The sequence below is a fragment of the Rhodococcus sp. 06-156-4 genome (assembly GCF_002259345.1).
Classification (GTDB): Bacteria; Actinomycetota; Actinomycetes; order Mycobacteriales; family Mycobacteriaceae; genus Rhodococcoides; species Rhodococcoides fascians_E.
In genome coordinates, this window is sequence record NZ_NPGB01000012.1 from 192,475 (window position 1) to 206,417 (window position 13,943).

15 protein-coding genes are annotated in these 13,943 nt (G+C 63.5%); 6 read left to right on the forward strand and 9 right to left on the reverse strand.

Annotated features, from left to right (window positions below; translation table 11 throughout):
• Position 1: 1 nt before the first annotated feature.
• On the forward strand, positions 2 to 1,099 hold the full coding sequence (locus CH290_RS07885; protein ID WP_033188971.1) for a hypothetical protein: 1,098 nt from the start codon (positions 2 to 4) through the stop codon (positions 1,097 to 1,099).
• 1 nt (position 1,100) lies between these two features.
• On the opposite strand, the gene CH290_RS07890 is transcribed toward CH290_RS07885, so the two are convergent.
• The 5 genes from CH290_RS07890 to CH290_RS07910 all read right to left on the reverse strand — a co-directional run bounded on the left by CH290_RS07890 (position 1,101) and on the right by CH290_RS07910 (position 5,606).
• Positions 1,101 to 1,550 carry a MarR family winged helix-turn-helix transcriptional regulator gene (locus CH290_RS07890; RefSeq protein WP_230620943.1) on the reverse strand — a complete coding sequence of 150 codons (450 nt, stop codon included), beginning with the start codon at positions 1,548 to 1,550 and terminating at the stop codon, positions 1,101 to 1,103.
• A gap of 27 nt (positions 1,551 to 1,577) precedes the next feature.
• Positions 1,578 to 2,795 carry an FAD-dependent monooxygenase gene (locus CH290_RS07895; RefSeq protein WP_033188972.1) on the reverse strand — a complete coding sequence of 406 codons (1,218 nt, stop codon included), beginning with the start codon at positions 2,793 to 2,795 and terminating at the stop codon, positions 1,578 to 1,580.
• Positions 2,796 to 2,939: 144 nt separating this feature from the next.
• Complete coding sequence (locus tag CH290_RS07900; protein WP_230620944.1) at positions 2,940 to 3,776, reverse strand: alpha/beta fold hydrolase; 837 nt, start codon at positions 3,774 to 3,776, stop codon at positions 2,940 to 2,942.
• 49 nt (positions 3,777 to 3,825) lie between these two features.
• A complete protein-coding gene (locus CH290_RS07905; RefSeq protein WP_033188974.1) occupies positions 3,826 to 4,776 on the reverse strand; it encodes an alpha/beta hydrolase in 951 nt (316 codons plus the stop codon).
• A gap of 32 nt (positions 4,777 to 4,808) precedes the next feature.
• On the reverse strand, positions 4,809 to 5,606 hold the full coding sequence (locus CH290_RS07910; RefSeq protein WP_033188975.1) for an SDR family NAD(P)-dependent oxidoreductase: 798 nt from the start codon (positions 5,604 to 5,606) through the stop codon (positions 4,809 to 4,811).
• Positions 5,607 to 5,683: 77 nt separating this feature from the next.
• Between CH290_RS07910 and CH290_RS07915 the strand changes: the two genes are divergently transcribed.
• The 3 genes from CH290_RS07915 (at position 5,684) to CH290_RS07925 (ending at position 9,027) form a co-directional block, all read left to right on the forward strand.
• A complete protein-coding gene (locus CH290_RS07915; protein ID WP_033189009.1) occupies positions 5,684 to 6,244 on the forward strand; it encodes a TetR/AcrR family transcriptional regulator in 561 nt (186 codons plus the stop codon).
• Positions 6,245 to 6,334: 90 nt separating this feature from the next.
• A complete protein-coding gene (locus CH290_RS30185; RefSeq protein ID WP_052083117.1) occupies positions 6,335 to 7,573 on the forward strand; it encodes a hypothetical protein in 1,239 nt (412 codons plus the stop codon).
• On the forward strand, positions 7,570 to 9,027 hold the full coding sequence (locus tag CH290_RS07925; protein WP_033188976.1) for an outer membrane protein assembly factor BamB family protein: 1,458 nt from the start codon (positions 7,570 to 7,572) through the stop codon (positions 9,025 to 9,027). The genes CH290_RS30185 and CH290_RS07925 overlap by 4 nt, the downstream gene beginning before the upstream one ends.
• A gap of 13 nt (positions 9,028 to 9,040) precedes the next feature.
• Here CH290_RS07925 and CH290_RS07930 read toward each other — a convergent pair whose 3' ends face one another.
• From CH290_RS07930 to CH290_RS07940, 3 genes are all read right to left on the reverse strand, one after another.
• Positions 9,041 to 9,595, reverse strand: coding sequence for a hypothetical protein (locus CH290_RS07930; protein WP_033188977.1), 555 nt, complete (start codon positions 9,593 to 9,595; stop codon positions 9,041 to 9,043).
• 117 nt (positions 9,596 to 9,712) lie between these two features.
• On the reverse strand, positions 9,713 to 10,144 hold the full coding sequence (locus tag CH290_RS07935; RefSeq protein ID WP_080738081.1) for a hypothetical protein: 432 nt from the start codon (positions 10,142 to 10,144) through the stop codon (positions 9,713 to 9,715).
• A 73-nt stretch (positions 10,145 to 10,217) separates the two neighbouring features.
• Positions 10,218 to 10,391, reverse strand: coding sequence for a hypothetical protein (locus tag CH290_RS07940; RefSeq protein ID WP_020110612.1), 174 nt, complete (start codon positions 10,389 to 10,391; stop codon positions 10,218 to 10,220).
• Positions 10,392 to 10,763: 372 nt separating this feature from the next.
• On the opposite strand from CH290_RS07940, the gene CH290_RS07945 reads away from it, so the two are divergent.
• Positions 10,764 to 11,477, forward strand: a complete 714-nt coding sequence (locus CH290_RS07945; protein ID WP_020110613.1) for a hypothetical protein — start codon at positions 10,764 to 10,766, stop codon at positions 11,475 to 11,477.
• A 19-nt stretch (positions 11,478 to 11,496) separates the two neighbouring features.
• Here the strand turns inward: CH290_RS07945 and CH290_RS07950 are convergent, their stop codons facing one another.
• A complete protein-coding gene (locus CH290_RS07950) occupies positions 11,497 to 12,417 on the reverse strand; it encodes a LysR family transcriptional regulator (protein WP_033188980.1) in 921 nt (306 codons plus the stop codon).
• Positions 12,418 to 12,578: 161 nt separating this feature from the next.
• Between CH290_RS07950 and CH290_RS07955 the strand changes: the two genes are divergently transcribed.
• Complete coding sequence (locus CH290_RS07955) at positions 12,579 to 13,943, forward strand: MFS transporter (protein ID WP_052060137.1); 1,365 nt, start codon at positions 12,579 to 12,581, stop codon at positions 13,941 to 13,943.

Below are 13,943 nucleotides of genomic sequence, written 5' to 3' on the forward strand. Positions count from 1 at the left end.
GATGCGACCAGAGCGACTCGGTCTCGCAGTTCTGGCGTCGGTGAGTGGTGCGTTCGTTGTCGCGCTGCGAATGACCATGGAGGGCAGTGTCGGGTCGGGTGTGGTGTGCGCGGTCGTGGCTCTTGCGGCGGCAATGGTCCTCGGTGGCAGAACTGCTTGTGCAGCTGCGGTGTTGGGTGTTCTGATTCTCGCTGTTCCGTTCTCGGAACCGGTGACGGGCGTTGCTGCGGGTTTGGTTGTCGGTGGTCTTGCCGCCGGACTTGTCGGGACCCGAGCAGCGCTGGGCGCGTTGGTGGTCGGCACCGTCGCGGGCTTTGCGTTGTCGCCGATGTTCGAGTCGATCCCGCGGCGGTACGCCGACTACCTCCCGGAGCCGGTCATACCGACAACCCATTACGTTGCGATGGGCGTTTTCGCGGTGTTGTTGTTTGCGGCGTTCTGGGCTGGCCTCTTCCAGTCGGCGGGAACAGGTGACCCGATCACGGCTGCGGATCGACGACGGTTCATCGTCGCCGGACTCGGGCTGCCGGCGTGCCTTTTGGCTGCTTCGTCGTTCGAGTTCTTCGAGCGGTGGCCACTGGCGCTGCTGATGATCGTCGTGTTCGTCGGTGCGGCGTTCGTGTTGCCTGGGTCGACGGGCATGGTGGTGCTCGCGGCGCTGGTGACTCTGGCGTCGGTGGCGTCTCCGGTGTACGGGTCCGAGTCCGGTGGCATCTTGGTGGCCGCTCTGCTCGCAGGTCTTGGGGTGGGGTGGAGGTGGTCGCGACCTGTGGTTGCGCTGGCTTTGTTGGCTGTCGGTGTCGTCGCTGAGGCGTTGGGCGTTTTCCTCATGGGGATGGTGTTCGTGCCGTTGGCGTTGGGGATGTTGTACGCGTCGGTGCGTCCGTCGAGTGGTCCGGCGACGGTAATTGCCGTCACCGCGATTCCGCTTGCAGCGGCGATACCGATCACCGTGCAGTTCGGGTGGACCGCGTATACCCCTCTGACCAGCGCATTGACTGCCCCCTATTCGTGGCTGTGGGCAACGTCGTTGGTCGCTGTCGCTGCATCGGCCGTCGGCGTGGTGGTGCTGCAGCGGCGTCGGAACGGCGGCGTGTAGTTCAGGTCCGTCGCTCCCGGGGAAGGACGGCGGCGAAGCGGAGAAGGAAGTCGCGGACGACGACGAGTGTGGTGTCGTCGTAGTCGGCGAGAGCGGTTTCGAGATCGGTGGATGCCCGACGAACGAACGGGTCGATTCGTTCGCGCGCGAGGGGCGTCGAGCGCAACGCCACGCTTCGCCGGTCGGTGCTCTCCCGGCTGCGGCGCACGAGATCCTGTCCTTCGAGGCGATCGATCAGTGCGGTCGTCGCCCCGGAGGTCAATCCGATCCGGGCCGACAGCACAGCGGGAGACAGTGGTGTGCCTTCGTTTTCGGCCCAGATGATCTCGCCGAGCGCGTTGCCGTCGGTGGTCGGCAGGTTCATCCAGCGAGCCAACTGATACGCGGACTCCTGGTAGCTGACCGCATAGTGACGAAGCGCTTCGAGCGTTTCGGTTCTCACTGTCGACATCGGTCGATCCTTTCGGCCAGGCGGTGATCAGGCGCGCAGAAGTGGATAGTCCGCAAGCGTCGGAACCTGCTTTTCGTGCGTCAGCAGGTTGGCTTGAAAGAACCGGCGTACTGGTGCTGAAGCCGCGACCTTGTATGCCGAATGCAGGGCTTTCACACCTAATTTCGACGACGGGTGGAGTAGCCGAGCGCTTCCGCGTCGCATTCCTTGTGCGCTGTCAGCGTACGCGCGCATCTGCTTCTCGTAGCGGCTGAACGCTTCTCGATGGTTGTCGGGGTGGGCTGCGAGTTCGCCGGTGAGGATGTGTGCCCCGACGAGGGACAGAGTGGTGCCCATGCCGGTCGGGCCGGATCCCCATGCAGCGTCGCCGACGAGGGCGACGCGGCCCTTGCTCCAGGTGGAGACGAGCACCTGCTCCATTCGCTGGGTGTAGAAGTCATCCGGCCGCTGGTGAAAGCCGTCGAGGATGCGTTCGGTTTGCCAGCCCGCCCCGCGGAATCGCTCTGTCAAAATGTGCAATTGGGCGTCCACCGGTAGGGATTCGAATCCTGAGGGCTCGGATTCGAAGGACAGTGACGCTCGTATCGTGCCCTCGTTGTCGGGCCGCAGCGTTGCAACGCGGCCTCCGCCGGCTGTGCACCAGTCCCAGGTATCGACGTCGGTGGGAAGGCGATCGATGGTGCCGTAGGTGATGCTGACCCCGAAATCCCGCAGCGTGGTCTCGTCGTCGAACACGATGCGTCGGGTTCGAGAGCTACGACCTTCGGCGACGAGTACGAGATCGAAGCGTTCGGTGCTGCCACCGTCGAAGGTGACGTCGACACCGGACGAGTCTTGCTCCACACCGACGACGTAGTCGCCGAACCGCTGATCCACGTCGCGGGGAACGATGTCGACGAGAATCTGTGCGAGCCGTCCGCGGAGGATCTCGATCTCTGCGGTCGGTCCGTCCTGGCCCTCCTCGCGAGGAAACACCGCGTGGGGCGTCCCGTGCCGGTCGACGAACCGCGTGCCCTGCTCGCCGGTCAGATTTTCCAGAATGGTGTTCTCGACGCCCATTCGACGTATCACGTCGCGCCCGAGTCCGCGTATGTCGATGTTCTGCCCGGTCTCGCGCGGAGCTGGAGATCGCTCGAGAAGGGTGACGTCGCATCCGGCTTTGGACAGACCCCATGCCAACGTGGGCCCGGCGATGCTCGCGCCGGTGACGAGGACCCGAGTGGGCCGGTGATCCGATCTCGACATGGTGTTCCTCCCGCGAACCGATCAGGTATCGCTGTGACGAAGTTACTTTACTGTGGAGGTACATGCCCGGCTGCAGGTTGCCGCAAACCCGAAGACGTGAACGTGCCGGCGGGTCATCGCGAACAGTTCACTCATCGCAGGCGATCACCCTGCAAGCAGTGCCTCGTCGATCATCGCGCCTACAGCGGCGGCGCCGACCGAGGTCATGATCGTTCCGGCGTGATCGAGTCCGGCCAACGGGCGGACGGAGGTCATGTCGACGGCCTCGATGTCCTGCGGTGAGTACATCGGCGGAGAATCGGCTCCGACGCTCCACTGCGCGTGCAGGAATCGAATGGGCACCGTCAGTTCCTCGAATCTCGAGCGGCCGAAGAACACGTCGGTGGCGTCGGTGACGACTGCATCCGCCGACAGCCGGACGGCGCCGTCGACCAGGTCGTGTTCGGCGTATTGCCGGAGCAGCGGGTCGGCTGGGTCGAGTAGGGGCAATGACGTCGAGACCAAGAATTGGATGTAGTCGTCGACGCTGTTCCAGTGCTGCTGCGTTCGGGCGATCCTGTCCCCGAACACTGCTGCAACGTTTTCTTGCGTCAACCCCTCGGGCGGTCCTACCGGCACGCCGCCGTCGACGAGGACGAGGCTCTTCACCCGGTTCGGATAGCGGGCCGCGAACTCGACCGCCACGAATGCACCCATCGACATTCCGCACACGTGCACCGCCTCCTGGCCCAGTGCATCGACAACCGCGTCCAGGTCCTCGGCGTGCTGAGCCAGTGACGACGGGCCGGTGACGTCCACACTGTCACCCCTCCCGCGCAGATCCGGTGCGACGAGCGTCAGATGCGGAGCCTCCGCGTGCAGCCAACCCCACAGTGTGCGCTGGCTGGAGACCCCGTGCACCACGAGAATGGGTTCGGTGGTGCCGGAGAGAGTCTCGACGGCGATGCTTCCGCCCGATACAGGTACCCGATCGATGGACATGACCGACACGTTATCGGCTGGAAACGAAGGACAACGGTGAACCGGTCAGCTACGCAGTGGGGGCGGAGCACCCAGCGAGCGCCACGTTCTCGGCGAGGAACGCCAATTGGTCCCGAATCACTGCCGAAAAGAGTAAATCGACATAGGGATCGAAGTGACCGCCGGTATAGGTGCGGACCGTGGCTGTGCGGATCTTCTGCGCAGCACGGAGGGCGACCGAGGCGGGAGTCACCGTGTCCTCGGACATGATCTGCACCAACGTGGGGCACGCGATCGCCGACGCCGTTCGGCCGGGCGAGTACAGCCCGATCTTCAGCAGAATCCGAGCTGCGACGGTCTCGGGGTAGTCACCGTGGGTGAGGCCGGATTCCTGCATCATGCGATCGCGACCGGAGTACGCATCCGGCGAGACCATCACAGCGCGCGTTCCAGGCAGGCCGACGCTGTCGATGTAGTGCGGTGGCTTCTTGCGAAGTGCGCGCACGACGTCTTTGACGGCCGAGGGCAGGACACGCAGTGTGTGCCGGAATCCGACTGCGCGGACGGCGGCGATCCCGTCGATGTGGGGTACCTGCGCGATGACGGCGGCAAATTCGACGCCGGTGCCCGCGAGGGTGAGTACGTGGCCTCCGGCGAAGGATGTACCCCATCCGACGATCCTGCTCGGATCGACTCCGTCGAGCGTCCGCGCGTAGTCGACAGCAGCACGCCAGTCGGCGAGTTGTCTCGGTATATCGAGCAGTTGTCGTGGTTCGCCGTCGCTGTCACCGAAGTGTCGGTAGTCGAATACACACACGATGTAGCCCGCCGCAGCGAAACGTTCCGCGAACGCGTACAACCGCATTGCCCGGGGCGTACCGAAGCCGTGTGCCATGACGATCGCCGGAAGCGGTGTTGCGCTTGCTTCCTGGGGTCGAAATATGGTTGCTGCGCAGCAGATACCGTCGGAGGTGAACGATGCTTCGGTGCGGGTGAATTTGGAACGTTCGTTGGTGGTCATCGAGCATCTCCTTGCGATTCGCAATGAGCGAGTCAGTGTTTGAACGGATTCAAGGTCTTGCCCAGGAAGTACCCGAGCCGGGTGGGAATCGGCTTCGCGGCGGCTGCGGTCACCTTGTTCACGACGCCCGGTATGCACACCGGTTTGCCCGCCTCGACCGCCCGCCAGCCCTCCTGCACAACGGCTTCGGGGTCTTGCCACAGAATCGACGGTAGTTTCGAGGTGGCTGCATCACGGGTCCCCATGACGTCGTGGAACTCGCTGTGGGTGAAGCCCGGGCAGAGAGCAGTGACGTGGACGCCGTACGGACGAAGCTCCATGTCGAGAGCTTGCGAGACATCGAGGACGTAGGACTTGATGCCGGTGTAGAGCAGGCTGGCTGCCGGCGGCATGAAGGCAGCCAACGACGACAGATTCACGATCCGTCCGTATCCGCGCTCCTTCATTCCGGGGACCGTCAGATGTGCGAGTTCGGTGACGGCGGTGATCATCACCTGGATCTCGGCGGCGAGCGCCTCGAACGGGGCGTCCGCGAACGACGAATTGCCCGACATGCCTGCGTTGTTGATCAAGATGTCGACGTCGATGCCGAGGGAGTTCGTGCGTTCGACGATCGCGCGCGGGGCGCTGTTGTCGGTCAGGTCAGCGACGACGACGTCGCAGCGCACGTTGTGCCGCTTCGCCAGCTCGTCCGCAAGTGCGACGAGCCGTTCCTCGCGACGTGCAACGAGAACGAGGTTGTGTCCTTCCGCGGCCAAGTGGCGCGCGAATTGCGCGCCGATACCAGCCGATGCTCCTGTGATCAGCGCTGTTCGTCCGGTCGTGGTCATTGCAGGCCCCCGTCTCTTGAATGGTCATCAAGAACGGTAGCAGGGTCTTGATGGGCATTCAAGATAGGATGTCGGGCATGCCCAAGAACCGCGGACTACATGACAGGGAGGCGAAGCGGGCCGAGATCATCGGTGTTGCTCGTGAACTGTTCGTGTCCGACGGTTTCGAGCGCACATCCGTCAGTCGGTTGGCCAAAGCTGTCGGCATCACGGCGAACACTCTGTACTGGTATTTCGAGGACAAGGACGACATCCTGGTCGCCGTTCTGACGGCGATCGTGGCCGAGGACGCAGCGGACTATGCCGACATCGCCGATCGCCCTCTCGCCGAACGTCTCGAATGGCTTGTCGAGCGGTTACAGCGAGTGGGGCCGTTGGTGTCCACCGTGCACGAACGCGCAACCAAGTCGGAAGCCATAAATCTCTGGCACAACGGATTTCACGCGTATGCCGAATCGATCTTCGCTGTCGACGTAGCCGCGTCGGGCTTCTCCGGACCGGAGGCAGACGCAATGATTCGCATCGGGACGTTCGTCGTCGAAGGTCTTCTGACGCACGCGCCGTCGCCCGCCGCGACGCGGGATGTGATCGACCAGCTCGTCACTGCGATGACTCATGGACGTGCTCCGGTCGGCTGACGGCGGATCGACTCGATTACCGACTCAGTGGCGTGTAACGAAGACCGTCAACCGGACGAAAGGGATGCGAGGAGCGAGAACGGAGTTCGGGTGGGGAAGCAGCGTGTGTGGACCGATGCGATGGTCATCGTGTCGATCGTCTCGGTCGGCGTTGTGATCGCCGGTCTCACCAACGATTCGGGTGTCGAATCATTGCCCGCTGCTTATGGAGTGGTGCTCGAACCCGTCGACTCCGACGCCGCCATTCCGGGGTGTGAGTCCGTCGAACCCAACGACGAGCCCGGTCACGCGGTCCAGATGACCATCGGGGACAAGCCGGAGACATACGACAACCCGGACTACCCCTGGTTCGATGGGCCTCGCGCGTCGGCGATGAGCACGGCTCTGGTGGACTCGCTGCCCGCCGATGCAGAACTGAAGTTCGCGGGCCCTCGGCAATCGCTTGTCTTCCAGCCCATCCTGGGAGGCCAACAGGGTGGTACGAGCACGATATTCGAGTCCACCACCGCAACAGGCACAGTGATTCGAAACGGTGTGGAAGGCATGGTCACGGTCTCTGTAACGCAGAACGACGAATCCGCTCCCCCCTGTACTGCAGGCGCTTTGGATGCACGAACCACCATGCGCGACGGCACTGTGGTGGACACCCTCGACACCTGGTACGAGTTAGCAGGTCAGCGATCGACTGTTCGGAGCGCAGTCGCCTACACCCCTGACGGTTCGCGGATACACGCCACCACGGCGGGTGACGCCGGCCGCGTGGTGCTCTCGGTGGACGAGTTGGCAACCATCGCCGCACTGCCGGAGCTGCGCACGACGTTTCCCGTCCCACCCGGGTTTGTCACACCGCCGATGCCGTGCACGGCGCAAGGGTCGACGGAGATCGGCTCGCCGCTCTCACGCGAGGTCGTCACAGCACTGAACGATGCACTGAACACGCTCTGGGACTCTGCCTCTCGGCCGGTTGTCCTGGACCGTCCGCTCGGCTCATTGCAGCTCGATCAGTACAGTCCTGCCAGCGCATGCGAGGACCTGGTGTACGGCAGCAACCAAGCGCTGACGCTGACGGTCACTCCTACCGCCGGTGCCTACGACTACGATCCCGACCAGTCCTCGACTGGTTACGAGAAAACATCCACCACACTTCCCGACGGTTCCGTCCTGAGCATCAGCGGCATCTACGTCACCAGCCCCACCGGGTGGCCGCAGCAGACCGTGGCGCTGGAAACAGCGTCGGGGATGACCGTCAAGGTTCGGGCTTCCGATCGTGCGGTCGGTCTCGAACTGCTTCAGTCCATCGTGCAGACAGTGGGGTCGGTGTTCGCATGAGTACACGCACAGCAATTCTCGCAACGGTCGTTGCTGTGGTGACGTTCTCGGCAGCGGCATACACGGTGGTCACAACGGGGCCCGACGACGATTTCGGGTACGAAGGATCCACGCTCGGCGTTGCGTACTTCGGCGGAGGCGGGGACTTCGGGGGTGACGACGGCTTCGATACTGGAAGCTTCAGCCCCACCGTCGAACCCGAGCCGACGGCCAGCCCTGGGGCCCCGCACCCTGATTGGACGCTGACGACATCGTCGGTCTCGGATGTGCCCGGTGCCGGGTTCTACGATCCGGTGACTGCGGGGGAGTTGGTGTTCCGAAGCTCCGGATTCATCGAGGCGGGTGACGTCCTGATCACGCTCCTAGGAGTGGAGAGCGAGTACGGCTTCGAACTGAGCGACTCGTCGTTCGTCGCCGTCGACAGCACCGATGGATCTGTTCGCTGGCAGACCCCCGCTGCGGGCATTTCGGGAAGCGCGTCCGAAGCGATCAGCGGCAAGATCGTCTGTCACACAAATCGATTCGCCGGAGATTCGGCGTTCGTTGCCGTGGACGTGGCGACGGGTGAACTGACCAGCACACCGACGGAGTGGTTCGTCGATATGATCGGCGGCATCAATGACAGGTTGTATGTCGTCGAAGGTGACATCGAAGGAAATGACCTTCGAGTACACAGTGGCACACCGTCGGATCCGTCGGCGTATTGGACGTCGCAGTTGACCATCGGAGGTTACGGCGAGGACGCGTCGATGTTCGTGCTGTCGCTGGATCACGGGATCGGCTTCGTCGATACATACAGCGATGCAGCAATATTCGACCTCGCCACCGGGTTCGTGCCATGGCAGAAGACCAACTACGACGACTGTGTCGACGCCGATGCTGCTCTGGCCGGAGGGATTGTCATCGTCCAGCCGGTCGTATGCGACGAGTTCGAGCCAGTGGCGACCGAGGCCTTGGATTCGACCGGTCGTGTGTTCGCCCGCACGGACGGAACGGCAACGCACCACCTTGTGATCGATGCACCCGACGGGTCGGCGCCGTTCCTGATGGGTGACTCCGCATACGACCGGGCGACCGGTCGCACGCTGTGGACCAGCAGCTCGTTGGTGGCCGAGAGTGGTGAAGGGACGGCCGTCGCAGTAGTCGGTGAGACTGTGTTGCTCAGCGATGGTTCCGAGCAGAAATTCGCGGCGCTCGATCTACGCACCGGCAGCGAGCTGTGGTCCAAGGAAGGGGCCTTCGCGCCGTCGGCTCGGAACGGAAATGTGCTCGCGGGCCTGGACGGCGATGTCGTGACCGCTCTCGACATCGAGACGGGCGAGGGGTGGACGTTACCGGCCAGCCTCGTCGGCGACAGCCAGGACTTACTGAGCGGCGACGAAACCGTGCGTACGAGTGACGGTCGATTCGTCTACGCGTCGCCGGCGGAGATAGTCGCGTTGACGCCGGCGTGACGGCGCTGCTCGTCTAGACCTGGATGAGGGCGACCGCTGGGGTGAGGATGCCGAAGTATTCGGGCGCCAGGGGGATCAATCCGGACCATCCTGGTATGCGGCCGTAGACCATGACGACGACCGGGCCGCTGCCGGTGGGCAATACGGCGGTCCTGTCGATGGTCGGGTAGAGGCCGTCGATCGTTCCTGGTGCGGTGCCGAGGAATTCGGTGATTCCCGACTGCCCCGTCCTCAGGTTGACCCATCCTGCGTGGAGTTCCGACGGCTCGTACTCCAGCCAGCGCTGCACGACGGTGATGGAGCGGGCCGAGTGATCGATGACGGCGTCGATCCGCGATCCGGGGAATCCGCCCGTCGGGTGGGCGAGGTTGACGGTATCGACGGTGCCTGCGACAGGTGTGGGCGCGGTGGCCAGCGCAGCGATCTCGGCCGGTACGCCAGCGGAGCGCAGGGCGGATACCGGATCGACGGCCGGGTGTGCGTGCGCAACGGCGCCGGCGCCGAACCCGACGAAGATGGCCATGACTGCGGCCGCGACCATCGCCGCGACCTTACCGAGTCGAATCATCTGTCTCCGATCCTCGCTGCACTCGCACCCGAACCAGGGTGAGCACTCCTCAGTGTGACGTGTGGGCTCGGCCTGGTGGTTCATTGTGACGGGATCGTTGTGCAGCATCTGCCCACCTCAGGGCGCGACCAGGCATATGGGACCCAAGGGAACTGCAGGGTTGACGTCGATGGTCGCGATCGGTCCGCCCGCCGAGGTCTGGTAGGCCATCAGCGAGTGTTCGCCGGGTGCAGTGGGTGTCACCAGAGTGAACTTGTGCCCGAGAATCGTTGGTGAGTACCAGTATCCGTCGAACTGCCACATGAATTCCTCGATGGGCATCACCATGCTGTAATCCATCGGCCCGATGTCTGTTCGAGGCTCCGAGAAGCTCTCGGTTCGAGCGACCGCGACATAGGTGCATCCGACGCCGTACTGGGTTGTCGGTCCGAAGCTCAGCCCGGGGAGGATGTCGAGTGAGACGACCTCTGCGGACGCGTTCGGGGCAGCGAACACCGCCGCGCCTGCGCAGGCAGCGAGGACGGAGGCATAGCGGGCAAGCCGGATCATTTTCATTCCACTTGGTCGGTTGGAGTCCGGTGCGTGTTACACAGGTCATTGCGGAATGTCTTCGTCGGTGGACTCACACCCACCCGAACGCCAGCGCGACGTTGTGCCCGCCGAAACCGATGGACGTGCTGAGGGCGTAGTCGATTCGCTGCTGACGGCGATGAGTCACCACATCCAGATCGATTGCCGGATATTGCTTTTCGAGGTTCAGGGTGGGCGGCAATTCGGAGTGCTCGATGGTCAGCATGGTCAGGATTGCTTCGAGCGCACCGACAGCACTCGCTGAGTCTCTCCGAAGGTGTGGATTCGACGACGCCTTGGAGCGTGCGGCGGTGCTGGGTGCGGCATTCCGTGGTCTTCTTGTCGACCGGTTCGCCACTGGCGATGTAAGCCGAACCGACGCCGCAGCTGCAGCGCTTTCCGAATGCGTTGCCGCTCGGTAGCGGGCTGCTGCGTATGTCTGTCCAGTCGACCCGCGAGATGTCCCGGCTTCGCCCACACAGTTGGCGAGGTGCTCCCACGTTGGAGTCGTAAGGAGAACGAACGTGGAGGTTCCTTGATTACCTGCGGTACCGGAGCGTCGTCACCGGAACGCTTACCGGTGCGAGATGATGTCCGAATGTGGAAGCTGTCCCTCTGGTTTGCTGTGCTCGGATCGCTGATAGCCGTCCTCGGGAGCGGTGTCGGGGATATCGCGCCCGGACGGGATTCGAAGGATGTTTTCGACGGCGGAAGCAGCCTGACCGTGCGGTTCTACGGGCCGGACTGGGAGCAGCTGTGGCAAATTGCGGTGGTGGGCGCGGTGCTGGGCGCGCTGATCGGCGTTGTCCTGCACCTCGCTGGTGTTCGAGTAGCCGCCGGCACAGGGAACCGCTTCGGGCGCGTCGTGAGTGCGGGTCTGGTGGGTATCGCTGTAGGCCTTGCGCCAATTCTGGCGATGGTGCTCGACGCCGTGAACGCGTGGCAGCCGGGCTACAGCGTGGCCGTGGAGCCGGTGTCGTTGTTGACGACGTACGCGGTGTGCGCTGGTCTCGCGTACTGTGCAGCATTGCTGTTGGTGTGGTCCATTCTTCGTGTAACCGGCGACGATTTCGGGCCTGGCACGACGAAGCGTGCGGCCGTGTTGTTGCCGGTCGGTGGCATCGCGGCGACGGCCTGTGGGGTGGGAACGGCATGGTTGTACGACTTCACGACACGGCCGTACGTAGTAGTGTCGTCAACTCTTGTTGTGATGCTTGTTCTTTCGGCCACGTTGGTGGCGGCGAGGGTATGGGCAGTCGGTGGAAACACTCCTCGATCCGCTACCGGCGACGCACCGACTGGCTCGGTGTGAAGGGGTTCGTTCCCTATGGTTAGGGCAGAGGCGGTGACAGTGAGGCCGAGATCCCTTTGTTGCTGAGCGATTTTCTGAGGATGTCGATTGCGACAGCGAGCGCGGGCGAGGGATTGGCAGGGTCCCATGCCATGGCGATGCGGAGAGTCCGTGCGGGTCCTGTCAGCGGAAGATACTGCACGCCGTCCATGGTGAGGAGTTGGGTGGATGCGACGACCACAGCAACGCCGACTCCCGCACCCACCATGGCGAGCAGGCTGTACGGGTCGGGTGCCTCGTACGCAACGGAGGGCGCGAAGTCCGCGTCGGCGCACATCGTGATCGTCGCGTCGCGCACCACCGACCCGTGTTCGGCCGGGTAGAACACGAAGCGCTCGTGCGCGAGGTCGCGCGGATCGACTTCGGATGCACCGGCCAGGCGATGGCCCGCAGGAACGGCGAGGATCAGCACTTCGTCGCTGACGGTCACGGTCTTCAGATGCGGCGGCGCGGGTAGGCCGACGATCCCCATGTCGAGCGTTCCGTCGTCGAGGGCATCGACTACTTCCCCTGAGTACAACTGGGGCCGCAGTGCCAGCTCGATGCCCGGATGAGCGTCGGCGATCGACCGCGCCAGACGCGACAATGCCTGATAACCGCTCGCTCCACCGAAGCCGATCCGGACGGATCCGATTTCCCCGGTCTTCGCGGAACGGGCCACAGTGTGGATGACCCCGAGCTGGGCTTTGATCACTCGCACCGGTTCCAGTAAAGCTGTGCCTGCTTCGGTGAGCTGCACCGAGCGCGTGGTGCGGGTGAACAAGTCGGTTCCCAATTCGCGTTCGAGCGCGCGCACGGTCTGGCTCAGCGGTGATTGGGCGACGTGCAGCTTCTCGGCCGCGCGGCCGAAGTGAAGCTCCTCAGCGACGGCCAGGAATGCCTCCAGATGTCGCAACTCCATGTTCGCCCTCTCGTGGCAGAGCAGTCCGCGACCAATTGAGCTTTACTACCACCTAATAAGTCACAATTACATCTTGGACTCTACAAGAAAAAGCGGGAATAGTGATCTGCATCGCACTCATTGGCCCATGCTCGACACGGATCACAGAGTCAGGACATCAGGTGACACATTCTCAACACGGTGACGGCGCAGAGGCGCCCATTCACGACTCGAAGAAGGCGCGCAAGGCAGGTATCACGGCATTCGCGGGCACGACGATCGAATGGTTCGACTTCTACATCTACGGGACCGCTTCGGCGCTCGTGCTGGGCAAGTTGTTCTTCCCGGATGCGTCGCCCGCGGTCGGGACTCTCGCTGCCTTCGCGACATTCGCTGTCGGATTCCTGGCGCGTCCGCTCGGCGGCATCATCTTCGGGCACTTCGGTGACAAGTTCGGCCGTAAGAACGCCGTGGTCATCACACTGGCGATGATGGGCGTGGGCACGGTCGGAGTGGGGTTGCTGCCCACTTACGAGACGATCGGCATCTGGGCGCCCATCGCGCTGGTCACGCTCCGTGTGGTGCAAGGAATCGCTATGGGTGGTGAGTGGGGCGGTGCCGTCCTCATCGCCACCGAGTTCGCTCCTCCCAAGAAGAAGGTCCTTTACGGCGCGTTCGCTCAGCAGGGTTCGCCCGTCGGGAACCTGATGGCGACCGTCGCCTTCCTCGCCTTGACCGCGATGTCGGACAGCGTCTTCGAATCATGGGGTTGGCGTATACCTTTCGTCGCATCGGCGCTGCTGGTCGTCATCGCCCTCTACATCCGTCTGCACATCTCGGAGACCCCCGAGATGCAGAAGGCGGTCGCGAAGCAGGAGCGGACTCGTTTGCCGCTCGTCCAGGTGCTGCGTTCGCACCCGATCGAGCTGGTTCTGGGCGTCGGTGCAGTGGTCGCGGGCGTCGCCATCACGTACGTCAAAACCACCTTCGCGTTGTCGTGGGCGACGACGGATCTCGGGTTCGATCGGAGCGATTTCCTCCTCGTCATCACCCTTGCGTTGGTTGCGCAGGTGCTCATCCAGCCTTTCGGCGCCATCCTTGCAACCAAGATCGACCCGTCCAGGGCCATCAAATGGATGCTGCTTCCCGAGCTGATCTTGCTTCCGTTGATGTTCGTCCTGATCCAGACAGGGTCGGTGGGCTGGGCGATGGTCGGAATGATTCTTGCTACCGCCCCGCACGCCATGTACTACGCAGCACTCGCGGGAATCCTGGCCCAGGTCTTCCCGACCAATGTTCGCTACACCGGGATTTCTCTCTCGTATCAGTTCTCGACGGCGATCTTCGCCGGTACAGCCCCCCTGCTCTCTCAGTTTTTACTCACCACAACAGGTTCGATCTGGGTGGTCGTCGGTCTGGGGCTGTTCTACGTGCTGTTGTCGGTTGTCTGCATGTCGGCGCTTCTGCGCCGGGGCAAGCGGCTCGCACTGATCGCGGCAGACGACTCGTCGACACCACCGGCACTCAGCACCACCGGAAAGGCCTGA

Excerpts from the sequence above, each read along its gene's own strand:
- CH290_RS07885 (WP_033188971.1), top strand. The coding sequence starts at position 2 with ATGCGACCAGAGCGACTCGGTCTCGCAGTTCTGGCGTCGGTGAGTGGT.
- CH290_RS07890 (WP_230620943.1), bottom strand. The coding sequence starts at position 1,550 with ATGTCGACAGTGAGAACCGAAACGCTCGAAGCGCTTCGTCACTATGCG.
- CH290_RS07895 (WP_033188972.1), bottom strand. The coding sequence starts at position 2,795 with ATGTCGAGATCGGATCACCGGCCCACTCGGGTCCTCGTCACCGGCGCG.
- CH290_RS07900 (WP_230620944.1), bottom strand. The coding sequence starts at position 3,776 with ATGTCCATCGATCGGGTACCTGTATCGGGCGGAAGCATCGCCGTCGAG.
- CH290_RS07905 (WP_033188974.1), bottom strand. The coding sequence starts at position 4,776 with ATGACCACCAACGAACGTTCCAAATTCACCCGCACCGAAGCATCGTTC.
- CH290_RS07910 (WP_033188975.1), bottom strand. The coding sequence starts at position 5,606 with ATGACCACGACCGGACGAACAGCGCTGATCACAGGAGCATCGGCTGGT.
- CH290_RS07915 (WP_033189009.1), top strand. The coding sequence starts at position 5,684 with ATGCCCAAGAACCGCGGACTACATGACAGGGAGGCGAAGCGGGCCGAG.
- CH290_RS07925 (WP_033188976.1), top strand. The coding sequence starts at position 7,570 with ATGAGTACACGCACAGCAATTCTCGCAACGGTCGTTGCTGTGGTGACG.
- CH290_RS07930 (WP_033188977.1), bottom strand. The coding sequence starts at position 9,595 with ATGATTCGACTCGGTAAGGTCGCGGCGATGGTCGCGGCCGCAGTCATG.
- CH290_RS07935 (WP_080738081.1), bottom strand. The coding sequence starts at position 10,144 with ATGATCCGGCTTGCCCGCTATGCCTCCGTCCTCGCTGCCTGCGCAGGC.
- CH290_RS07940 (WP_020110612.1), bottom strand. The coding sequence starts at position 10,391 with ATGCTGACCATCGAGCACTCCGAATTGCCGCCCACCCTGAACCTCGAA.
- CH290_RS07945 (WP_020110613.1), top strand. The coding sequence starts at position 10,764 with ATGTGGAAGCTGTCCCTCTGGTTTGCTGTGCTCGGATCGCTGATAGCC.
- CH290_RS07950 (WP_033188980.1), bottom strand. The coding sequence starts at position 12,417 with ATGGAGTTGCGACATCTGGAGGCATTCCTGGCCGTCGCTGAGGAGCTT.